This window comes from [Bacteroides] pectinophilus (genome assembly GCA_025146925.1).
GTDB classification, from domain to species: domain Bacteria; phylum Bacillota; class Clostridia; order Lachnospirales; family Lachnospiraceae; genus Bacteroides_F; species Bacteroides_F pectinophilus.
The window spans coordinates 1,297,435-1,321,082 of the sequence record CP102260.1 but is presented as its reverse complement, the minus strand read 5'-3'; the positions used below and the strand labels follow the sequence as shown (position 1 = coordinate 1,321,082).

21 protein-coding genes are annotated in these 23,648 nt (G+C 42.8%); 6 read left to right on the top strand and 15 right to left on the bottom strand.

The genetic code is table 11. From position 1 onward, the window contains the following. Positions 1-197 precede the first annotated feature (197 nt). Entirely contained in the window at positions 198-839 is a 642-nt protein-coding gene (locus tag NQ488_06165; GenBank protein UWN96880.1) for an RpiB/LacA/LacB family sugar-phosphate isomerase, read from the top strand. Between the two features lie 61 nt (positions 840-900). Here NQ488_06165 and NQ488_06160 read toward each other — a convergent pair whose 3' ends face one another. From NQ488_06160 to NQ488_06150, 3 genes are all read right to left on the bottom strand, one after another. Beyond that, on the bottom strand, positions 901-4,509 hold the full coding sequence (locus tag NQ488_06160; protein UWN96879.1) for a right-handed parallel beta-helix repeat-containing protein: 3,609 nt from the start codon (positions 4,507-4,509) through the stop codon (positions 901-903). A gap of 289 nt (positions 4,510-4,798) precedes the next feature. Next, positions 4,799-6,145, bottom strand: coding sequence for a pyrimidine-nucleoside phosphorylase (locus NQ488_06155; GenBank protein ID UWN96878.1), 1,347 nt, complete (start codon positions 6,143-6,145; stop codon positions 4,799-4,801). Between the two features lie 39 nt (positions 6,146-6,184). Then, positions 6,185-7,249, bottom strand: coding sequence for an aminopeptidase P family protein (locus tag NQ488_06150; GenBank protein UWN96877.1), 1,065 nt, complete (start codon positions 7,247-7,249; stop codon positions 6,185-6,187). Positions 7,250-7,428: 179 nt separating this feature from the next. Between NQ488_06150 and NQ488_06145 the strand changes: the two genes are divergently transcribed. Next, the gene (locus tag NQ488_06145; protein ID UWN96876.1) at positions 7,429-8,457 is read left to right on the top strand and encodes a 3-deoxy-7-phosphoheptulonate synthase; all 1,029 of its coding nucleotides are present in this window, start codon (positions 7,429-7,431) and stop codon (positions 8,455-8,457) included. Here NQ488_06145 and NQ488_06140 read toward each other — a convergent pair. From NQ488_06140 to nifS, 9 genes are all read right to left on the bottom strand, one after another. Then, positions 8,454-9,014, bottom strand: coding sequence for a hypothetical protein (locus tag NQ488_06140; protein UWN96875.1), 561 nt, complete (start codon positions 9,012-9,014; stop codon positions 8,454-8,456). The two genes, NQ488_06145 and NQ488_06140, sit on opposite strands and share 4 nt — an antisense overlap. Positions 9,015-9,061: 47 nt before the next feature. After that, complete coding sequence (locus NQ488_06135; protein UWN96874.1) at positions 9,062-9,610, bottom strand: NUDIX hydrolase; 549 nt, start codon at positions 9,608-9,610, stop codon at positions 9,062-9,064. Further along, complete coding sequence (gene proC, locus NQ488_06130; GenBank protein ID UWN96873.1) at positions 9,610-10,407, bottom strand: pyrroline-5-carboxylate reductase; 798 nt, start codon at positions 10,405-10,407, stop codon at positions 9,610-9,612. Before proC ends, NQ488_06135 begins: the two co-directional genes overlap by 1 nt. Before the next feature lie 93 nt (positions 10,408-10,500). Next, the gene (locus NQ488_06125; protein ID UWN96872.1) at positions 10,501-11,787 is read right to left on the bottom strand and encodes an aminotransferase class I/II-fold pyridoxal phosphate-dependent enzyme; all 1,287 of its coding nucleotides are present in this window, start codon (positions 11,785-11,787) and stop codon (positions 10,501-10,503) included. Positions 11,788-11,851: 64 nt separating this feature from the next. Continuing rightward, positions 11,852-13,180, bottom strand: coding sequence for an alpha-amylase family glycosyl hydrolase (locus NQ488_06120; protein ID UWN96871.1), 1,329 nt, complete (start codon positions 13,178-13,180; stop codon positions 11,852-11,854). 3 nt (positions 13,181-13,183) lie between these two features. Next, a complete protein-coding gene (locus tag NQ488_06115) occupies positions 13,184-13,372 on the bottom strand; it encodes a FeoB-associated Cys-rich membrane protein (protein ID UWN96870.1) in 189 nt (62 codons plus the stop codon). A 52-nt stretch (positions 13,373-13,424) separates the two neighbouring features. Continuing rightward, positions 13,425-15,791 (bottom strand): ferrous iron transport protein B, encoded by a 2,367-nt coding sequence (gene feoB, locus NQ488_06110; GenBank protein UWN96869.1) that lies wholly within the window; start codon positions 15,789-15,791, stop codon positions 13,425-13,427. Positions 15,792-15,942: 151 nt separating this feature from the next. Beyond that, a complete protein-coding gene (gene mnmA / locus NQ488_06105; GenBank protein ID UWN96868.1) occupies positions 15,943-17,070 on the bottom strand; it encodes a tRNA 2-thiouridine(34) synthase MnmA in 1,128 nt (375 codons plus the stop codon). Further along, positions 17,049-18,233: a cysteine desulfurase NifS gene (gene nifS, locus NQ488_06100; GenBank protein UWN96867.1), complete on the bottom strand. Its 1,185-nt coding sequence runs from the start codon at positions 18,231-18,233 to the stop codon at positions 17,049-17,051. The genes mnmA and nifS overlap by 22 nt, the downstream gene beginning before the upstream one ends. Positions 18,234-18,363: 130 nt before the next feature. Between nifS and NQ488_06095 the strand changes: the two genes are divergently transcribed. After that, a complete protein-coding gene (locus NQ488_06095) occupies positions 18,364-19,854 on the top strand; it encodes an oligosaccharide flippase family protein (protein ID UWN96866.1) in 1,491 nt (496 codons plus the stop codon). A gap of 66 nt (positions 19,855-19,920) precedes the next feature. Beyond that, entirely contained in the window at positions 19,921-20,373 is a 453-nt protein-coding gene (locus NQ488_06090) for a PH domain-containing protein (protein ID UWN96865.1), read from the top strand. Positions 20,374-20,481: 108 nt separating this feature from the next. Here the strand turns inward: NQ488_06090 and NQ488_06085 are convergent, their stop codons facing one another. Together NQ488_06085 and NQ488_06080 are read right to left on the bottom strand one after the other, a co-directional pair. Further along, a complete protein-coding gene (locus NQ488_06085; protein UWN96864.1) occupies positions 20,482-20,691 on the bottom strand; it encodes a helix-turn-helix domain-containing protein in 210 nt (69 codons plus the stop codon). Between the two features lie 156 nt (positions 20,692-20,847). Beyond that, the gene (locus tag NQ488_06080; GenBank protein UWN96863.1) at positions 20,848-21,150 is read right to left on the bottom strand and encodes a Dabb family protein; all 303 of its coding nucleotides are present in this window, start codon (positions 21,148-21,150) and stop codon (positions 20,848-20,850) included. Between the two features lie 412 nt (positions 21,151-21,562). On the opposite strand from NQ488_06080, the gene NQ488_06075 reads away from it, so the two are divergent. After that, positions 21,563-21,712 carry a hypothetical protein gene (locus NQ488_06075; protein ID UWN96862.1) on the top strand — a complete coding sequence of 50 codons (150 nt, stop codon included), beginning with the start codon at positions 21,563-21,565 and terminating at the stop codon, positions 21,710-21,712. Continuing rightward, entirely contained in the window at positions 21,709-21,945 is a 237-nt protein-coding gene (locus NQ488_06070) for a DUF6050 family protein (protein UWN96861.1), read from the top strand. The genes NQ488_06075 and NQ488_06070 overlap by 4 nt, the downstream gene beginning before the upstream one ends. Before the next feature lie 336 nt (positions 21,946-22,281). On the opposite strand, the gene NQ488_06065 is transcribed toward NQ488_06070, so the two are convergent. Next, on the bottom strand, positions 22,282-23,580 hold the full coding sequence (locus NQ488_06065) for a site-specific integrase (protein ID UWN96860.1): 1,299 nt from the start codon (positions 23,578-23,580) through the stop codon (positions 22,282-22,284). Positions 23,581-23,648: the final 68 nt, after the last annotated feature.

Below are 23,648 nucleotides of genomic sequence, written 5' to 3'. Positions count from 1 at the left end.
TCCGCCTGTATGGCTAATATAGCTGATATAATCTGTATTATAATAGCACATTCTCAATGTATGGGTAAAGTAATATTATCTGATATTATAAACCGTCCGCTTTCTTGACAAACCCACACTCATAGCTTAAACTTTAAATATGTATGCAGGCATTTGATGCATATAAATATGAAACATGAAAAGAGGAATAATTAATAATGAGAATCGCATTAATTAACGAGAACAGTCAGGCTGCAAAGAATGACCTTATCTACACAACTCTTAAGAAGGTTGCTGATACTAAGGGATTTGAAGTAGACAACTACGGTATGTACGCTGCAGACGATGCTGCACAGCTTACATATGTACAGAATGGTATCCTTGCTGCTATCCTTCTTAACAGCGGTGCCGCTGATTTTGTTGTTACAGGATGCGGAACCGGCGAGGGCGCAATGCTTGCTCTTAACTCATTTCCAGGCGTTATCTGCGGACATGTAGTTGACCCTTCAGATGCATATATGTTTATGCAGATTAACAACGGTAACGCAATCTCTCTTCCATTTGCCAAGGGCTTTGGATGGGGCGCAGAGCTTAACCTTACATATATCTTCGAGAAGCTTTTCGAGGGTGAACCGGGTGGCGGATATCCTAAGGAAAGAGTTGTTCCTGAGCAGCGTAATGCCAAGATTCTTAACGAAGTAAGAAAGGTTGCATTCAAGGACAGCCTTATCGACATTCTCAAGAATCTTGATCAGGATCTTGTAAAGGGTGCTGTTGCAGGTGAGAAGTTTAAAGAACTCTTCTTTGCTAACTGCAAGTGCGATAAGATGAAAGCTTACGTTGAGAGTCTTTTAGCATAATGCATAAAAAAGCAGCCATACCTTGAGGTAACTCAAGGTGTGGCTGTTTTTTATTATCTGATTACAGTCCTGCTCCTGCTCCTGTTCTGGCGATATCGCTTGAACTTCTGAGCTGGAAAAGACCATTCATGTTAATGCTTCCGTCAGCATTTCTTAATGTAGTATGATAGTCCGTTGCATATGAACCCTTAGATGCATTGTAACCCGGAATTGTTGTACTTACAAAATCACTTGATGTAATCTTATGATCATTTGCTTCACTTCCGGTATACTTTGTCTTGCCTCCGGTAGCCTTCCAGCTGTTTACCCAGTATGTTCCAACTCCCTTATAATTATAAATTGAGTTAGTTACTGTTCCAAGGAACTGGTCAGTTGCGCCTGTCCTGCTGTCAGACATATACGAAACAAGGTTCGTATATTTTGCACCTGATGAAGTCCTGTAGCACATAAAGTTAGCTTTGGCTGAATTGAATACGCCATTATTAACTGCTGTACAGTTCTTCATGCTTATTGCTCCGCCATTGCCGTTATCAGTAAAGCCTGTTGCACCATTGTTGAATGCAAGGCAGTTCTCTACGATATGTGGTGTAGGGCATGCTCCGTTGCTGCCTCCAAGCTTGAATCCGTTCATATCTCCATTAGCAGAGCCTGTTCCATCTGTTAATTTGCCATTACCGAATGCAACGCAGTTTCTGATTGTTATAACTCCTATTGAACCTGTTGCCGGCTTGGCGTACAGATCCCATCCGTCATCGCTGTTGCAGTATGAAATGCATCCGTCAAATACATTACCTTCTCCGCATGTAAGCTTAGCTGCGAATCCATCAGCATTCTCTGCTGTTGCTTCATCTTTATTATTGAAGGCGGTACAATTGAGAATCTGGTTATATGAAGGCCATTTGTCAATAGTATTATAGCTTGTGTTGTATCTGCTTATCTGAAGACCTGAATCATGATTTGCATAGAACTGGCAAAGTTCAAGAATATTGTGGTCACCTGAAAGAAGCATTCCGTTATCGCCTGCATTACAGATATCAATTCCGTAAAAATGCCAGTATGAGCCGTCAAGCACAATTCCTCTGTTAGCTCCTGCTTCTGCCATTCCGTCAAAATCGATAGTAACCTTCTTGCCGCCGAGGGCCTTAACTGTCTTATAAGCACCTTCCTTACCACTGTTATTCTCATTAATAAGGATTGTCTGTGTATACTTATATGTACCTTCTGCCATGTAGATTGTCTTACCTGCTGAGATTTTATTTATAGCCGTAACAAAATCCATTGGGTCATTCTTGCTTCCTGCTGCAGATGCCTTACCTGATGGAGAAACATAGATATCGCTCTCAACCGGTGTCTCCGGTCTGCTATCTGAAGGCTTTTCTGTCGGTGCCTGTGTAGTACTCTCAGATGCCTGCTCTGTTGTAGTCTCTTCTGAAGAAGATTTCTTTGACGACACCTCTATATAGAAAAGATTTGCCGGGTCTGCTTTTGTAATTGAATGCTCTCCTGCTTTTATTTCTATATTTAAAATGCCATTATCAAGCGCATACTCCCTGCCATCAACCTTAATAGCAGAACTGTTTGATGCATTGAACACGAGCGTAAGCTTTGAATCTGAATCAGTCTTAAATGTAATCTTTGTTGAAGATTCAATCTTAAGGCACTTTGTAAGCTTGAGGCCGTTATACGTTACCTTTCCCTTGCTTTTTGAAAGATTTCCGGTAATTTTGAAGTAAGAACTTGTCTTACCATTCTTTGTAAAGTTATGTATTTTTGTCTCTGTTACTGATGGTGCCAAAGACTGTGTTTCTTTTTCTGTAGGCTTTACTGTCGGTGCCTGTGTCTCCTTTTCAGTTGCCTTCTCTGTTGCCTTCTCAGTAGGCTTCACTGTTGGTGCCTGTGTTGCCTTCTCTGTTGCCTTTTCTGTTGCCTTCTCCGTTGGCTTCACTGTTGGTGCCTGCGTTGTTGTCTCTGCAGGAATCTCTGCCTTGCCATTGTATCCGCCAATTGCACGTACTGATGACTTGTAACTTACAACTGCTGACTTAAGTGCTGTGTCAACGCTGTAATTAGTATCATCGCTTGCACTGAATGTCCATTTAAAGTCTCCGCCATTCATTCTTCCCGCATACTTAGTAACAACTGCCGGTACATCTTCTGCTTTATCTACAGCTGATGCCTTAACACCAATGTCATATGATGAAGATGTATCAAAATTGTTATACTTTGTGCCTCCTGCTACTGTTGTATATGAAGAAGGAACCTGCTCATCTCTTGATGATGCAAGATATGCGTCAAAGCTCTTTGAATCAGCAGACATGGTTCCTGCATCTGAGTTAGCATATACAAGGTTTGATGCACCCTCTACAACATTGCCGTATGCTTTAATCATTCCGCCATTCTCACCTGAGAATGTACCTTTGTCAGCGCGTGCATCTGAACCCTGAAGTGAACTCATCATAGGATTCTTGCAGTTTCTGAAGTAGTTAGCTTCCACAAAAGCTGAACTTCCCTTTGTTGTACCAACACCATACTTGGCATTGCCGTCATAATAATTATTATAAAGATGTACTGATGCAACTCTGATTCTTGCATGACGTGAATCAGAATGGTCAAACCAGTTATGATGATATGTTACAAGGAATTCTGCACTGTCGCTCATTCCGCAGAGTGAGCATTTGCCTGAATCCCAGAAATGTACATAAGAAATTGTAACATTTGTTGATGCACCCTTGACATCTACAGATCCATCACCTTTTGCCTGGTCAGCATCTCCGCCTGTTGAGCCATAGAAAATGTCCATGTTATGAACCCAGATATTACAGTTCTTAGTATCAAGTGAGATACCATCATCCATAAATGCCATAAGTGCAAAATTTCTGAATTCAACATTACCGGCATTACGTACAAGGAATCCAAATCCATGAACTGCTGCATCTTCTCCAATACCTTCAACAGTAATGTTCATCTGTGCGTAAGCACTCTTTCCCTTAATCTGGATACCTTCTGACGAACTTGATATATGATCAAGATCATTAAGTGACACACGTCCGATAATACGAAAATCTATAGGTGTTCCCGTTGTATCCTTCTGCTTTGCATCAAGAATTGACTGGAATCCTGTAATCTCTTTACCCCCAACAACAGCCTTACATGTCTTGGCTGTATCAGCTGTGACATATACGACCTGTGCATTGCTCTTAAGTGTTCCGTCATCATTGTATGCACCTGAGCCGGTACCATACTGAGACTTTGATGAGAATGCAAAACCACTTCTGTCATGTGCTTTGACATCGAGTGTTCCTGTCTTGCAGCTTATCCTGGAACCATCCTTCATCACCGCAACAATGTTCATGACATAGCTTCCTGCTGCAAGTCCCGGTGCATCTGCACGCCAGTAACCTGCATACTGTCTTATAAGCTCACTGTCGAGCTGAACAAATGCCGCATCTGATTCTGATGCCTTTTTTACATATGCCATGTAACCTGCGGCCCCATCCACAGGAGTCCATTCTGCATATGCAGTTTCCAACCACCCCGCCGCTTCTGTAATTGATAACGTCTTAGCAGAGGCTGCAAACGTCTCTTTTACAAATAACGGACTCATTGCTGATGCTACCATTAAAAATGCAAGCAGATAGGCCATCAGCTTTTTTGATTTGCGAATTTCCATGATATAAAATACCTTCCTTTCGTTTTGTTTTCGCAATTCTGATAGTAACATATCTTCTGAATTAACATAAGCGCAAAATTGCACTAACTTTCGGTACATTGTTTTGTGCATTTTTCACATTTTATTCACACATTTTTAACACTATTATTATATATTGTTAAAAAATAGTGCCTATGCACTTATAATCAATTGATTATTAGTACATAAGCACTACCTCAGTAAGCCCATATTCGCACTATGTCAGATGTATTTATATTGTTTATATTATATTAATGCTTTTTATATCAGCTTAAAACACTATCTCCTTAATAAGCATGTTCCTCTCAACCTCATTATCCTCAATAACAAATGCATTCTTAAGCCTTTTCTCCGATTCTGCAGTCATCTTCTCATCATCTGAATGTATTCTTGCAATAACATCACCCTGATGGACATAATCTCCTGTCTTGGCACATATCTCAACACCTACCGCCGGATTGACCGCATCATCTTTTTTGGCTCTTCCGCCACCGAGTACCATTGAAGCCATCCCTGCTTCGTCAGCTCTTGTATATCTGATATATCCGGTTCTGTCCGCCTTTACATCATATATATACTTTGATGACGGAAACAGCGAATAGTCGTCAATAACGGCAGAATTGCCATTCTGTGCAGTAATCCATTCCCGGAACTTATCAAGTGCACTGCCATCCTTAATTGTGGTTTCAAGACGTTCATAAGCCTTGTCATGAAGCTGTTCAAGCATCTGTCTGTCAGCAGCTTTCCCCGTATCTGCCATATCAGCTTCAATTCCGGCAATCATCCATGCACCAAGCTCAAGACACACATCAAGTACATCTCTGCTCCCCCTGCCTTTAAGTGTCTCAACTGCCTCAATAACTTCCATTGCATTGCCGACTGTATTGCCAAGCGGTTCATCCATATCCGTAATCACGGCAATTGTTCTGCGTCCGACATTGTCACCTATATCGACCATAAGCCTTGCAAGCTTTCTGGCATCCTCAATATTATGCATAAATGCACCGCTTCCGCAGGTAACATCAAGTACTATAACCTGCGCCCCGGCAGCAATCTTTTTGCTCATTATGCTGCTTGCAATCAGCGGTATGCTGTCAACAATCCCTGTAGCATCGCGGAGTGCATATATCTTCTTGTCTGCCGGTGTAAGATTGCCCGTCTGTCCCGTAAGTGCAATCTTAATCGAATTAACCTGCTTAACAAATGTATCCTCTGTAAGCGATGTGTTAAATCCAGGTATGCTCTCAAGCTTGTCAATTGTACCTCCGGTGTGTCCGAGGCCTCTTCCTGACATCTTGGCAACAGGAACACCTGCAGCTGCTACCATAGGTGCAAGCACAAGCGTAACCTTGTCACCGACCCCGCCTGTACTGTGCTTGTCTGCCTTAATTCCATTAATCGCCGACAAATCAAGCATATCACCGCTTCTCACCATAGCCATAGTCATATCTGCCGTCTCTCTTGCATTCATACCCTTGTAGAACACTGCCATAAGCCACGCAGACATCTGATAATCAGGTATGTCTCCATCCGTATAGCCTTCGATTATATAATCAATCTCCTCTCTGGTAAGCTCACCGCCATCCCTTTTCTTAACTATAAGATCATACATTCTCATAATGCAACACACCTCCATACTCATCAGAATTATACTTATCTATATCTCAATAAGCTCCTTCGGTGAATGTGCCAGATTTTCAAAACCGTTCTCCGTCACGATAACCATATCCTCTATTCTCACACCACCAACCCCCGGTACATATATTCCCGGCTCTACCGTTTCTATCATACCAGGCTGAAGCACTGTAGAATCACCCGGAGATAATCTCGGATTCTCATGGATAAATAATCCTACGCTGTGTCCAAGGCCATGTCCGAAGCAGCCTTTGTAGATGCTTGAATCTATAATGTCTCTTGCCACCTTATCAACGTCACAGCCTCGTAATCCCGCATGAAGCGCAGCCTCTGCCTCAAGGTTAGCCCTGAGTACAAGGTTATATAACTCCTTCTGCTTCTCATCCGCCTTACCGATAACAATTGTTCTTGTCATATCAGAGCAGTAACCGTTATATCTGCATCCAAAATCCATCGTAACAAAGTCACCGTTCTGAAGCTTCTTTTCTGACGGAACAGCATGCGGCATTGATGAATTAAGTCCCGATGCTGCTATTGTATCAAAGCTTGTACCCTGTCCGCCGCATTTTCTCATCTGGTATTCAAGTTCTGCAACAACATCCAGCTCTGTCATTCCCTCTTTAATAATCTTAAGAAGATTAGCAAATGCTGCATCTCCTATGCTCTCTGCCTTACGCAGGCATTCAAGCTCCCATGGCTTCTTAATCATTCTGAGATTATTGAATGCACTGCCGGCGGGCACCCACCGCTCTATCATATCAAGCTTTTCTGCCAGCTTTGCAAAATCACCGCACAGCATTGACTTATCTTCATACGCGATGCATCTTACAGAATCCGAAAGTATATATTCTGCAAGTATATCCTCAGTCCGCCTCTGTCTGTTCCACTCTATAACCTCAAAGTCACTTTCCTTTGACGCAGCTTCCGTATATCTTGAATCAGTTATAAGTATCCTGTGTTCCGGTGATATATAAAGTGTTGCCTCTCCTCCCGTGAATCCGCTTATATATCTTATATTGTATTCATCTGTCACAAGTGCCGCCTGCGCATCTACGTTTTTAAGAACTGTATTTGTATCTGTACTCATCTGCAATCTGCCTCCCTGCCGTTCTGCAATCTGTTTCATATAAGTTTCCCATTAATTTTATAATAACATAATCCGTGAATGTTTTGAATATTTACCTTGATTCTTATTATCCCACATAATATAATTAATAAGATGTTGCAATATAACATACTTATTATATATTTACCCGGAGGTACACAATGAGTTTTGAATTTGTAAAGAAACTCCCTATTCCTGCAGAGATTCGTGAGCAGTATCCCGTATCGGATACATGTGCTAAGATTAAAGCAGAACGCGATGCCATGATAAAAGACGTATTTACTGGTGACAGTGACAAGTTCCTTGCAATCATCGGTCCATGTTCGGCTGACAACGAGGAAGCTGTTCTCGATTACACATCACGTCTTGCGAAGGTTCAGGAAAAGATAAAAGACAAGATAATTATTGTTCCACGTGTATATACCAACAAGCCACGTACAACAGGAGAAGGATACAAAGGCATGCTTCATCAGCCTGACCCGGAGAAGGCTCCTGATATGCTTGCGGGTCTTATATCAATCCGCAAGATGCATATGGATGTTCTTGCCAATACAGGTCTGAGCACTGCTGACGAGATGCTTTATCCTGAGAATTACAGATACCTTTCGGATATTCTTTCATATGTTGCAGTCGGTGCCCGTTCTGTTGAAGACCAGCAGCACCGCTTCACCGTAAGTGGTATGGATGTTCCTGCCGGAATGAAGAATCCGACAAGCGGTGACCTCTCCGTCATGCTCAATTCCATAATTGCAGCACAGCAGGAGCAGTCATTCATCTACCGCGGATGGGAAGTCAACACATCAGGCAACCCTCTTGCACATGCAATACTCCGTGGTGCAGTCAACAAGCATGGTCAGTGCATACCTAACTATCACTACGAAGACCTTCAGTTATTATTCAATCTGTATTCAAAGCGTGACCTTGTCAACCGTGCTGTTATCGTTGATGCTAACCACAGCAATTCAGCCAAGAAGTACGCTGAGCAGATAAGAATTGTTAAGGAAGTTCTTCACAGCCGTCGTCATTCTTCAGACATTGCAGGTCTTGTCAAGGGTGTAATGATTGAAAGTTACATTGAGCCGGGCAGCCAGAAGATTGGTGAAGGTGTATATGGTAAGTCAATCACAGATCCATGTCTCGGATGGGATGAGTCGGAGCGTCTCCTCCTTGAGATGGCTGATATGCTTTAATAAATCATATATATAACATTTTTTACAAGCACCGGATTAACCAGCACCTCTGTGCATATTCCTGCAAGAATAAGCACAAGAGCTGCCGCAGCTGCCGGTGCTTTTTTATTGTTGGCGACATGTGTGACGTTAATTGCCATCATCATTACTGCCGTATAGAATATCCACTGTGGAAGAAGTGATGCTGCAACCAGAAGCACCCCCGCCATTCCATACTGCATTACTGACATGCTTACCATCACTCCCAGTTCAGCTCCACCGAAGCACGTAACAGCCAGCATTAGTATTCCACGTACTGTTGTCATCATACAAAGTGCAAGTATGCCCACAAGCTTTATTCTGTTAGCCGCCACATACCACCACAGCTGTCTGTAATTGAGAGACACCATGCTCATCATCTCGAGATAATCCTTATTATACAGCCCCCACACATCAATATTATCCTGTCCGTAACAATTGGCAAAAAAAGTACCTGCAAGCACCCCCATAAAGAGCACCAGCAGATACCTGTTTTTTGTAATATATGCAGTTAATTTTTTTGATAAATTCTTACGCATCGGCACTCCCCTTTCTGTCTTGAAATTATATGCCATGCGCAATTCATTTATGCAGATGTCTGTCTGAGTGAATCCTTATAAGCCAGTATTCCGGCTACTGTCTTGGAGTCAATTATCTCACCCATGTATATCATGTCCGTAAGCTCATCAAGTGTATACTCCTCAACATTGATATACTCATCCTCATCAAGATTCTGCTCACCACGGCTGAGACTATCAGCAACATATATATCAATAACCTCGTCACAGAATGCTATTGCGGTTGCAATCGAGATGAGCTTCTTAAGTGTATGTGCCGATGTATAACCTGTCTCCTCCGTAAGCTCTCTTGTAGCAGCATCAAGAGTAGGTTCATCCGGTGAGTTAAGTCCTCCTGCCGGAATCTCCAAAGTCTCTCTGTCAAGCGAATTACGATACTGACGTACCATAACTATCTTTCCGTCTTCCTTCACCGGTATAACCGCTGCTGCGCCGTTATGCTTGATAAAATCCCACTCTGCCGTATTGCCATTGGGAATCTTCATCGTATCTTTGTAAAATGATATTCTTGAGCCTTTGCAGACCAGTTTCCTTCCTGTTCTTACCGGATTATCCATTACTTTTCTCCTGTACATTTCTTATAACATTCATCAGATGCTTTGATAAGTGCATTACGGAAGCCATTAGCCTCAAGCGCAGCAACAGCCCTGATTGTCGTTCCTCCCGGTGAACATACCTTGTCCTTAAGCATTCCCGGATGTTCTCCTGTCTCAAGCACCATCTTTGCAGACCCCAGAACCGTCTGCGCAACAAGCTCATACGCCTGGCTCCGCGGTATTCCATACTGCACAACGCCATCGGCAAGTGCCTCAATAAACATATACACATATGCAGGCGAGCTTCCGCTTGCGCATACTACAGCACTCATAAGCGACTCATTAACCTTTACTACACGTCCGAAGGAATTGAAGAACTCATTAATCATGTCCTTCTCTTCAAATGTAAATGCATTATCATCATAGCTTATGCCTGTCATTCCCTCACCGACAAGTGCAGGAGTATTAGGCATCGCACGTACCACCCTCTTATCTGTACCAAGCGATTTTGTTACATCTTCTATAGTCTTATTAGGTGCAAGTGAGATAATTACATGCTCCTGTGTTACAATATCATGGATATTCTTAAGAACCACATCGTATACCTGCGGCTTTACTGCAAGCACTATATACTTTGCTCTGTTAGCACACTCAGCATTACTCTGTGCATAATCAACACCTGTTTCAGCCTTAATGCTCTCACGTCTCGATTCCGACGGACATGTAAATACTATATCTTCAGGTGAAAATATCTTAAGCGCACCCTTGAGCATCGCATATCCCATATTACCCATTCCTATAAATCCTATCTTAGCCATTACTCTCCACTCTTTCTGTCGATTGACATCTATTTTAAAATATGGCGTGCCGGTACAATACCGACACGCCATTGTGTCTCAAATAACTTATTATTACTTTGTCTCAAGAAGCTTCTCTACACTTGCAAGCTTTACACAAAGTGCAAACAGGTCTGCAGCCTGCTCCATCTCATCAGGTGTAGGGAATGATGGTGCAATTCTTATATTGCTGTCCTTAGGATCCCTGCCATAAGGGAATGTCGCACCTGCACCTGTCATTACGAGACCTGCCTCCTTGCACAGCGAAACTATTCTCTTAGCACAGCCTTCCATTGCATCAAATGATATAAAGTATCCGCCATAAGGCTTAACCCATGTTCCTACCTCAAGTCCTGAAAGTTCATCCTCAAGCACCTTAAGAGTAGCCTCAAACTTAGGTCTCATAATCTCAGCATGAGCTTTCATCTTAGCCTTAAGTCCGTTGATATCCTTAAAGTAACGTACATGACGAAGCTGGTTAATCTTATCATGTCCGATTGTCTGTATTGTCATTGTCTTCTTAACATCAGCAATATTGGCTGCACTTGTTGCCATTGCTGCAATACCGCTTCCAGGGAAGCTTACCTTGGATGTTGAGGCGAACTCATATACCATATCAGGGTTGCCGGCCTTGGCGCACTCGCCTACAATATCAAGAAGCTCTGCCTGATTGTCATCATAAAGGTGATGGATAACATATGCATTATCCCAATATATTCTGAAATCCTTAGCTGCCGGCTTAAGATTGGCAAATCTCTTAACCGTCTCATCTGAGTAAACAACACCCTGTGGGTTAGAATACTTCGGAACACACCATATGCCCTTAACACTCTCATCATTGTTGACATACTTCTCAACAAGATCCATATCCGGTCCGTCCTGTGTCATTGGGATGTTAATCATCTCAATTCCAAAATGCTCTGTGATTGCAAAATGCCTGTCATATCCCGGAACAGGACACAGCCACTTTACCTTATCAAGCTTACACCATGGTGTATTACCGCATACACCATGTGTATATGAACGTGACACACTGTCATACATAATTGTAAGGCTTGCATTACCAAATACGATTACATTCTCCGGATTAGTACCCATCATATCGGCCATGAGCTTCTTGGTTTCCGGAAGTCCGTCCAGACAGCCATAGTTTCTTGAATCTGTTCCGTCTGATGCAAGCATGTCTGATGCACTGTTAACAGTGTCAAGCATGTCCATTGTCAAATTAAGCTGTGCTGCTGCCGGCTTTCCTCTTGCCATGTTAAGTCTCAATCCGAGAGCCTTCTTATCCTCATACTGCTGTGTAAGTTCGTCTTTAAGCTTCAGTAACTCGTCTTTACTTAAGTCCTTGTATGCCTTCATGTCACTTCTCCTTTTTGTTTATAACTTTATCCATTATACACACATCTATCTGATAGTGCAATAATTAATTAACTCTCCAATAATAAGCAGAATACGGAGGAAGTTCAAAGCCTCCTGCAATACAACATTCCTGACCGCTGATAAGGTCAGCTGCCTTGTCTGTTCCCGCGTTAAAATTAGCATAAAAAGGCTGTGAATCTGCATTAACAGCCACAAGTACCTTCTCATCACCACAGTCTCTTGCGAATATACACTGTCTGTTTGTAAGCACAACCTGATTAAAATCACCATAGCAGAGTGCCCTGCTTGTGTGATGCGCATGTGCCATGGCACTTATCTTATCAAACAATTCATTCTCAACAGGACCGTCATATGACTTCCTGATATCATTATCGCTTCCGTTGGACTTAACGCCTTCTGCGCCCCATTCACTTCCGTAATACACACATGGTATACCCGGCATTCCCATTGCCAGTGCATATATAAGCGGGATATGATTGGCATCTCCGAGTGTGCTTGCAATCCTGTTGACATCGTGGTTATCTACAAATGTAAACAGATGCTTACCTCTGTACAGGCACCACTGCTCACTGCCAAACTGCCTCTGGAGGCTGTGGCATATCTCGAACATATTCATTGAGTTGAAGCTTGAGTAAAGCCCCTTGTAACACTCATAATTAGTTGCGCTGTTAAGCATTCCGTCATTAACTATCGTATTATAATCGCCATGAAGCATCTCACCGAGAAGGAAGAACTCCGGCTTAAGGCTGTCAACATGTGCTCTTAATCTTCTCATAAAGCCATGATCAAGACAATATGCGACATCAAGCCTTATTCCGTCTATGTCAAATTCTTCAATCCACTGCTTAACGCATGACAGCAGATATTCAACAACGTCATTGTTGCGAAGATTAAGCTTCACAAGATTATAATAGCCTTCCCATCCTTCATACCAGAGTCTGTCATTATAATCATTATTACCGCCAAAGTTAACAAAAAACCAGTCCTTATATCCGGAATTCTCTCTGTTGGCAAGCACATCCTGAAACGCAAAGAAGCCTCTTCCGACATGGTTGAACACTCCGTCAATAACAACCTTTATTCCATTCTCATGAAGTGTTCTTACCACATTGGCAAAATCCTCATTGCTTCCAAGCCTGTTATCAATCTTAGTGTAGTCTCTCGTATCATATCCGTGGTAATCACTTTCAAACACAGGGGAAAAGTATATCGCATCAGCTCCAAGCTTCTTTATGTGCGGTATCCAGTCAACAACCTTTTTTATTCTTGCATGCTCCCCGACAGGGCTTGCATGCTGACCGTCATTACTGACAAGCACATCACAGAATCCCAGCGGATATATCTGATAGAAAACCGATTCATCAAACCACATATCTCAGCCTCTTTCCGACGGATTACATCTCTTACACCCATTACAGCCGCCACAGCCATTCCTGCAATCCGTACTGCTTCCGCAGCTGCTGCCACCGCATGAACATCCGCCTTTATTCTTTATCATATATATTACAGCAGCAACAAACCATATTGCAAGAAGTACAAGGATAATAATACTCAAAATATCCATTTATAACTCTCCGTCCATATATTATATATATATCCGTCATACAAAAATCCATTCAGACAAGTCCGATCAGTGTTCCTGCAAGATGTACTGCCGCAGCAACCAGCCACGCAATAGCGCACTGCAGGAATACTATAATTACGGCTCCTTTTCCATTCATCTCACGCTTAACAGCTGCTATTGCGGCAACACAAGGTGTGTACAGAAGTGAGAATACAAGAAATACAACTGCTGTAAATCTGGTAAATATTGTCGTAAGTGCTTCTGTAGAACCACCGAGAAGAACCGTGAGTGTACTTACAACACTTTCCTTGGCTGTAAATCCGGTTATAAGTGCCGTTGATATTCTCCAGTCATCTATTCCGAGAGGCCTGAATATAGGTGATATAAAGCTTCCTATAAGCGCAAGCAGACTGTCTTTTGAATCTGCAACGACATTAAGTCTTGTATCAAAGCTCTGTAAAAACCATATAATTACAGCCGCAACAAATATTACCGTAAATGCTTTCGTGACAAAATCCTTTGCTTTTTCTCCGATAAGCTGTACTACGCTCTTAGGGCTTGGCATTCTGTAATTAGGCAGCTCCATGACGAATGGTACAGGTTCACCTCTGAATGCCGTAGCTTTAAGGATAAGCGCAAACAGTATTCCCGTAACAATTCCGGTAATATACAGAAGAAGCATTACAACAGCCCCGTTATCAGGGAAGAATGCAGCCGTAAAGAGTGCATAGATTGGCAGCTTTGCCGAACAGCTCATAAATGGTGTAAGCATAATTGTCATCTTGCGGTCTCTGTCTGACGGAAGTGTCCTCGTAGACATAATTGCAGGCACCGAACATCCAAATCCGATAAGCATTGGTACAAAGCTTCTTCCCGAAAGGCCAATCTTACGAAGAAGCTTATCCATAACGAATGCCACTCTTGCCATATAACCACTGTCTTCAAGTATTGACAGGAAAAAGAACAATACCACTATAACAGGCAGGAAGCTCAGTACACTTCCAACTCCGGCAAATACACCGTCAATCACAAGAGAATGTACAACAGGATTAATTCCGTAGCTCGTAAGTCCTGCATCACACACATTGGTAAACCAGTCTATTCCCAGCTCCATAATATCTGAAAGCCATGCACCTATCACTCCGAATGTAAGCCAGAACACAAGACCCATAATTGCTATAAATGAAGGAATTGCCGTATATCTGCCTGTGAGTATTCTGTCAATCTTCTCACTTCTTATATGTTCTTTACTCTCATTAGGCTTTACAACAGTCTCATCGCACAGATTTTCAATAAACCTGAACCGCATGTCAGCAAGTGCAGCCATCCTGTCGCTGCCACTCTCATCTTCCATCTGCACTATAATATGCTCAAGCATTTCCTTCTCATTCTCATCAAGTCCAAGCTGGCCGAGAATCAGGCTGTCTCCCTCCATAAGCTTAGTTGCCGCAAATCTTACCGGTATTCCCGCTCTTTTGGCATGGTCTTCGATAAGATGTATTGTTGCGTGTATACATCTATGTACAGCACCATTATCTCTGCCGTTCTCATCACAAAAATCAAGCCTTCCCGGATGCTCCCTGTATCTTGCTACATGAATTGCATGCTCTACAAGTTCACTTATTCCTTCATTCTTAGCTGCAGATATAGGTACTACAGGAATTCCAAGCTGCGCCTCGAGTTCATTTACATGTATCGTTCCTCCGTTAGCCGTAACCTCATCCATCATGTTAAGTGCAAGTACCATAGGTATGTCAAGTTCTATAAGCTGCATTGTAAGGTACAGGTTGCGTTCAATATTAGTTGCATCAAGAATATTTATAATTGCATCAGGATGTTCACGCAGAATAAATTCTCTTGTTACAATCTCCTCACTTGTATACGGTGAAAGAGAATATATTCCCGGAAGGTCTGTAACCATAGTATCCGGATGATTTTTAATTGCTCCGTCTTTGCGGTCAACCGTCACACCCGGGAAATTGCCTACATGCTGGTTAGAGCCTGTCAGCTGGTTAAAAAGTGTTGTCTTTCCGCAGTTCTGGTTACCCGCAAGGGCAAATCTTATGACTGTTCCTTCCGGTATCTCCTCTCCCCGTTTCAATGTTGTATACTTTTTTCCATCATCTTCTCCTACTCCGGGATGGTTAACCTGCGTTCTTCGTTCGTTGTTACGTCTGTATTCGTGTGCATCATGTATATCGGTAAGTTCTATTCTCGCAGCATCGTCTTTGCGCAGCGTAAGCTCATACCCGCGCACCCTCAGTTCCAGAGGGTCTCCCATAGGAGCCACCTTCACAAGCGTTACTTCCGTTCCCGGTGTAAGCCCCATGTCAAGGATGTGTTTTCTCAGTGATACCTCATCGCAGTCAACTGACTTTATTATGGCATCCATTCCTACTTCAAGTTTATCAAGCGTCATATGCATTACGACCTTTCAATATTTTTTATCTTAAAAATTTTATCCGGCTGGTCAACGTAAAACAGTGCTATTGATTATCATTATCAATAGCACTGTTATTTTAAGCTTTGTATACATATATTGTCAATTTACTTTTTGTAATCCGCATGTATCAGCCAATTATTGTACCACCGCCGAATACATGTCCGTCCTCGTACAGCACAACTGCCTGTCCTTTGGTAACTGCCCGCTGTGGTTCGTCAAACACACACTCTATCCTGTCATCATCGATCATTCTTACCGTACATTCTCCACCCTTGTGGCTGTATCTGATTCTTGCCATAAGATGCTTCGGCTCTGTCAGTCTGTCAACAGCCATAAAATTAAGTCTGTCAGCCACCAGTCTGTCCGAAAAGCAGTCCGAATTATCTCCTATTACAACTTCATTTGTCTCCGGTCTTATATCAACAACAAACACAGGGTGACCCATTGCAAGGCCAAGTCCCTTACGCTGTCCTATTGTATAATGCAGATATCCCTTATGACGTCCTATGACTTCTCCGGCAAGGTTAACAAAATTCCCCGGTACGCACGCTTTGCTGCATGATTGCGCATAATCCGAATTCATGATAAATCCGGCATAATCTCCATCCGGGACAAAGCATATATCCTGGCTGTCAGGCTTGTTGGCAACCATAAGTCCACGCTGTGCAGCTATCTGTCTTATATGTTCTTTGTCATACTCACCTATAGGCATAAGTGTGTGCCTAAGCTGCTCCTGCGTAAGATTGTAGAGCGCATATGTCTGGTCTTTTGCAGCCGTTACCGAATTACGCACAACATATCTGCCGTTGGAAAGCTGCTCAATCCTCGCATAATGTCCCGTTGCAATGTAGTCTGCACCAATCTCCATGCTTCTCTTTAACAGTGACTCCCACTTCACATATCTGTTACATGCTATACATGGATTCGGCGTTCTTCCGTTTTTATATTCATTGACAAAATATTCAATAACATTTTCCCGGAATTCATTTTTAAAATTCATAACGTAATACGGAATATCAAGTTGCTGTGCCACACGCCTTGCGTCTTCAACCGCACTCCATCCGCAGCAGCCGCCGTTTTCTTCCATGGAGCACGAATCCTCGTCCTGCCAGATCTGCATCGTTACACCTATTACATCATATCCCTGTTCCTTCAGAAGGCAGGCAGCCACAGAGGAATCAACTCCTCCTGACATACCTACCACTACTCTTTCTTTCACTGTTATCTCCTTTATTATCTGTGACTTGTAAAGCATTCGTATTCCGGTGACATACTTCTGATGCGCCCGACATTCGCCTTTATTCTCTCAATTGCATAATCTATATCCTCACGCGTTGTCTGCGCTCCGAGAGTCAGTCTTAATGAGCCTCTTGCTATGTCATCAGGCAGGCCTAACGCAAGCAGTACATGTGACGGGTCGAGCGACCCTGATGCACATGCAGAACCTCCTGATGCACATATTCCATCCATATCAAGCATTATAAGCAGTGACTCACCCTCAACGAATTGAAAGCTGAAGTTGGCATTACCCGGAAGCCTCTTAACCGCATCTCCGTTAAGCCTTGTATAAGGTATCTCTTTTAATATGCGTTCTATCATGTAATCGCGCAGCTTACGCTCACGTGCTGTACGCTCTTCCATATCATCCGCTGCCATCTGTGCAGCCTTTGCCATTCCGATTATACCGGGAACATTCTCAGTTCCGGCTCTCCTCTTGCGTTCCTGCGCTCCGCCATGAATAAACGAATGAATCTTAACACCTTCTCTTATATAAAGGAATCCGATTCCCTTTGGTCCATTAATCTTATGTCCGCTCGTACTCATAAGATCTATATTCATGGCCTGAACATCTATTGGGATCTGCGTATATGCCTGTACCGCATCAGTATGGAACAGAACACCCGCTTCCCTTGCTATCTTTCCTATCTGCTCTACCGGCTGGATTGTACCAATCTCATTATTAGCAAGCATAACCGATATGAGAATCGTATCAGGTCTTATCGTTCTTTCTATTACATCAGGATTGACAAGCCCATTCTCGTTAACATCAAGATATGTTATATCAAAGCCCTGTTTTTCAAGATAACTGCATGTATTAAGTATCGCATGATGCTCAATCTTTGTAGTAATTATATGCTTTCCCACGGATGCCAGGCTCTCAGCTATCCCCTTAAGTGCCCAGTTATCCGATTCCGAACCGCCAGCTGTAAAATAGATACACTCAGGCTTTGCATTGATTGTTGATGCTATCGTCTGCCTTGCCTGTGCTACTGCCTGTTTTGCCTTTGCTGCTGTCCTGTATATTCCTGACGGATTGCCATAATTCTCCGTAAAATACGGTATCATCTCCTCAACAACCTCAGGTCTTACCGGTGTCGTTGCTGCATTGTCAAGATAAACTACTCTGCTATCTGCCATTACTCCTCCTTCTTGGAATGACAATCATGTGCTCACTCTACTATGAGCGCCACAATGTGTCAAGCATATTTTATTAGTCATTTTCATATAGATTACAAATAATCAAATTCTGCTGCGGAGACCGCCTGCCATGCCTCTAAATCACATTTTTAAAAATTCTGTTGTAAAGGGAACTCTCATACTTACTATCGCCGGGCTAATAAGTAAGCTGATGGGGTTCTATTATAAAATATTCCTGTCAGGCGTCATTGGTGCAGAAGGAATAGGGCTCTACCAGCTTGTATTTCCAATAACCGGTATTGCAATGGCCGTCTGCTCTATGGGAATCGAGAATGCAATATCACGTTTCTGTGCAAAAGAAAAAGATAAGGCCGGAATACTTACTGCCGGTCTTATCATGTCTCTGTCGCTTGCTTTTGTCACTTCATACATAATATACCACAACGCAGCCTTTATAGCAAAACGTCTTCTGCTTAATGAGAACGCCGGATCACTCGTTCTTGTAATATCAGTATCAATACCTTTTGCCTGTCTGCATCAGTGCATATGCGGATATTATTACGGTACCGGAGATGCAAAAGTTCCTGCAGTCTCGCAGTTATTTGAACAGTTTGCACGCGTTGGCAGTGTTCTTGCAATTACATTCTTTCTTAATAAGAATTCACTTCCTGTCACGCCCGTTATCGCAGTTGCCGGAATTGTCGCTGGTGAGATTACATCCGGTCTTTTCTGCCTGCTGTGTGCCACCGTCGGACAGCATTTCCGCCCTGTATTCAGGAATATCAAACCGCATATCCGTGATATTACAGGAATGGCTCTTCCCATTTCATGTAACAGGATTCTTCTGACTCTTCTCCAAAGCGGAGAAGCAATATTAATTCCCGCACAGCTTACAGTATCAGGAATGAGCAGTTTTGATGCATTAAGTGCATATGGAGTGCTCACCGGAATGGCAATGTCATTCATAGCATTTCCTGCCACAATAACCCAGTCAGCGGCAGTGATGCTGCTCCCGTCCGTGTCAAAAGCACAGTCTTCTGACAACAGCGGGATGATCTCCCGGACAATCTCTACATCAATTGAAATGGCGCTCGCGATGGGAATCTTCTGCATTGGCGGTTTTATAACTTATGGTGCACCATTTGGGGCGCTTATATTCCACAATAATCTTGTTGCTGATTTTATGAGAGTCCTTGCATGGCTCTGTCCGTTTCTTTATATAAATACAACTCTCACAGGAATACTCAATGGTCTCGGAAAAACCGGATATACATTCGTGTGCGGCATTATATCCACACTCATGCGGATTGCATTTATCATTTTTCTGATACCGTCATATAAAATAACCGGATATATGTGGGGACTTCTTGTAAGCCAGTGCTTTCTTACGGGTGCATATGTAATATTTCTTCTAAGATTATACCACTTCAGCTTCAGCCCTGTGAGAGCAATCGTTGTTCCTGTCCTGTCACTGGCAGTTGCATTATGCGGTTCCGTCATTGCATGCATTCTTGCCCTATCAATGGCTGTTCCGTACATTTTCTGCCTTATTGCCGGTGCCTGTGCTGCGGCTCTTATATACTGTGGACTGCTGTTTATATTTTATCGCAGTTTCACTTGACACATTATATTCAAAAAAGGATAATAAAGGTGATGTATCAAATATTTTAAAAGGATGGTTATATCAATGAAAAATACAACTGAGCCAATCTGGCATGACAGGAAGCGAATCACTTTCTTTGGGCTTCCGTTTACATTTACATCATATTCGGCAACTAATGAAGTTCTCTATATCAAGCAGGGATTTTTCTCAACAACCGAAGATGAGGTTCGTCTTTACAGAATTATGGATATATCGCTTAAGCGCAATCTATTCCAGAAGATGTTCGGAATCGGCACCATTCACTGCTGTTCCGGTGACAAGACCCTCGGCGACTTTGATATTGTTAATATTAAGAAGCCACGTGAAGTCAAAGCTCTGCTCTCAGATCTTATTGAGACACAGCGTGAGTCAAAGCGTGTTGTCAGCAGAGAGAATATCGTAGATAATACCGGGCATCATGATGATGGTCCCGCACTTACACCTGATGATTTTGATGATGATGACCGTCCTTTTGGCGGAGATGAGGATTTTCATTAACTGACAAAATTACAGCAGGCATGCCTTGCATGATGGCTTATGATTGTATAAGTCCACTTGCAACGCATGCCTGCTGTTATCCTGTAATCCTTTGTCCCATTATCCTGATTATCTTTTATGTATCCTTACTCTGCGTCCAAGCAGATAATCAACCGAAACATCAAATAAATCCGCTATATTAACAAGCAGGTCAACAGGAGAACTCATTACATCATTCTCTATCCTGCTTATAGTCTGCTGTGATGTTCCTACAACCTTCGCGAGCTGCTTCTGGCTCATATTACGTTCAAGCCTAAGCTTTCGTATCATGCTCTGCATATAATCCCCACTCTGCTATGCAATAATTAGCGCCTGTATAACCTGCAACTTAATCAATATTCTGTCAGTTGCAGATAAAACTTTTAGAAATTATATCACAGATAGTACGTTATTCCTAATCACGTGCGTGAATTAGTCAGATACAGCACTGAATTATCAGATTTCGTAATCCATACAGGACCTTAATACCGTGTACGGTCTCACTTTGCCGTCCGCAACCGCTACGTGCTTCGGATGTGTTGCGTATCCCTTAAGGCTTTCTGCATCCACAAATGTTGAATCAAGCATCACATCCACATTAGAGCTGGGCAGACCTTCTGTTCTTACTGTTATGTCTACAAGTCCCGGTATCTGGCCTGCAAGCCCTTCAAGTCCTTCTTTAATTCCTGCCTTAACCTGATCCTTCTCACTGTCCGTAAGCTTCTCATCAAGCTTCCACAATATTACATGCTTTACCATTGATTAGTCCTCCTGATGTTTTTCTATATATTATCACCTATCTTCTGAGTACAAAAGTCGGAACTTCCGTTCGCAGTCCTGCTAAAGATATCTCCTGACTTTATAATACATTATTCTATTAAAGATAGGGTTGAAGAAATATGTGATGGAGTGTATGGGAATTCAATGGAGATGTAAATTTATTAATTGTATAGAAAATAGGGACAGCAACACTTTGAGGTGACGCCTCATTATTCAGCCTGTTATTTTTATATTTATCAGGTCTAAAATTCAACAAACTTGACGAGGATACACAGAGCGAACTTCTTAATTCAGAGCTTCAGATATATAGATTATCTGATTGTACTGAGAGTCCAATGAGTTTAGTAATGTAGTTTACTCTCTTGCTAATCATCCATTTATGGATAAAATCATGTCAAAGACGCAGCGTAAAAATGGAACAGATAGAGATACTATTATCCAGGCAATGATGCTTATATCTTCTACTCAGGAACAGGAATTTACATCTTTTAGGACAAAAGATATTGATGCTTATACTGCATTTTCAAATCCGCCTGCATGAAGGGCGGCAAGCTGGACTATGTATGGCTCTGGATACTCTGCGGCCTGCCCTTCGGCCTCCATCGGATGTGCCTCTGGATCATACCGGGCGGCGGCTCCCTGGGTGGAGGGATCGCCCTGTTTGCCCTCAACTTCATTCTGGGCGGTGTGATCGGCGGCTCCGTCCTGGCATGGCGGCTGATCGTGGCCGTGTGCTATGTACCCTTGACCGCATACCGCCTGATCGCTGGGTAAAGAAAACTGCGTCATGGAAATGTGGAAAACATTAAGGCCGCCCTCCGAAAAGCCGCCGCAGGGGATTTCCGGGCTTGTTTTCAACCCTTATCCTTGCAGTTTTTAAAATATATGGAAAGATAATGCGAGTAGGTTACCAGTACCGCTCGGAAACTCTGCTTGCGGTCATAGTGCGTTTCATGCCGTCACCTCGATAAACTGGAATTTATCTATTAACTCTCTTAACTTTCCCCTATTTTCAAGGCTTCCCGCCATTGAAAATTCTATATATGTATCCTTTTCCCTTGTTTTTGCCCTTATGGGATAATTACAAGGGAAAATTCATTATTCAGTTGTTTAATCGTTGCCTGCCACTTTATCAAGAAGTCTTGCGGAAGTCCGCTTTGCTTCCCTTGTAGCATGGGCATAGACATTCATGGTGGTACTCACGTCTGAGTGTCCTAACAGTTCCTGCACATCCTTAGGCTGAGCCCCGTTGGATAAGAGGTTTGTCGTGTAGGTATGCCTCAGTGTGTGGAAATGGAAACCTTCAAGCTCCGGTACTTTTCTTCCTGCTGTCCGGCAGGCTGTTTCTATGGTTGCCGGAAGTTCCAGACAGCCATCCTCCCTTAAGCATACAAAGAAGATTTCGGTGTAATCTTCCGGCACATTCTCTGTCATTCCCAAATGATAATACTCGTAATGCACCCGATTCTTTTCCATTACTTCTCTGTAAAAATTCCGCTGGTAGAGTTCCCCATACTGAAAACGGTTTTTGTGCTGTTCCTTTTTTGCATTCCTCAAAATATCTGCGAGGGTATCGCCAAAGTCAACAACCCTGATCTTTTTCCACTTTGTCGGACCGATTTCGTGCTTATGGGTAGCCCCATTGTAGCGGATGCTCCTGCGTACAGTGAGATACTGTTCTTCAAGGTTGATATCCTGCCATGTCAGACCTGCTACCTCTCCAAGTCTGAGACCTGTAAAGTATGCTATCTGAACCGGAAGAATCGCATCCTTGCTTCGTTTTCCAAGCTGTTCAATCAGTTTCCGGTACATTTCAAAGGAAAGCGGTTTAACCTTGTCCCTGTCTGTGGCTGTTTCATCCGCAAACAAATCCGTTTCTTCCTTTTTGTGCCTCATCACCACATACTGCATGGGATTGAAGGTAATAAACTGTTTCGGAAATACCGCAAACCGGAATGACTGTTGCAATACTGCTGAAAACGACCTTACATAATCAATGGAATAGCCTTTGGAAATAAAATCTCCGACAGTACCACCAAATGACAGCAAATCCATAAACTCCTGCAGGTGTACTGAAGTCACCGTTTTCAGCTTCCTTTTACTGATAGGATGCTGTTTGATTCTTCCCACTGCCTGAAGATAATTGCCAACTGTTCCATTACTTAATGTACCTGTCTTTAATTCTTCCTCAGCCCACAGGTCAAGCAGTTCTCCGAGCGTGATGTTGCCAGCCTTTGCAATAAACCGCTTGGCTTCATAATCCTCCATAGCCTGCCTTAACAGCTTTTCCGTCTCACTTTTGCTTTCCGTACCTGCAAATTCCTTCTGCACCAGATTACCGCTTGTATCTTCCACATAAAAGCGGTAGTACCATTTCTTGCCTTTCTTTCTTACAGAACCTTTTGCCATAATCGTTACTCCTTTCGATACCGACAATCGGAACTGATGAAATGCTTTCTGCGTGTAAGTATATCATA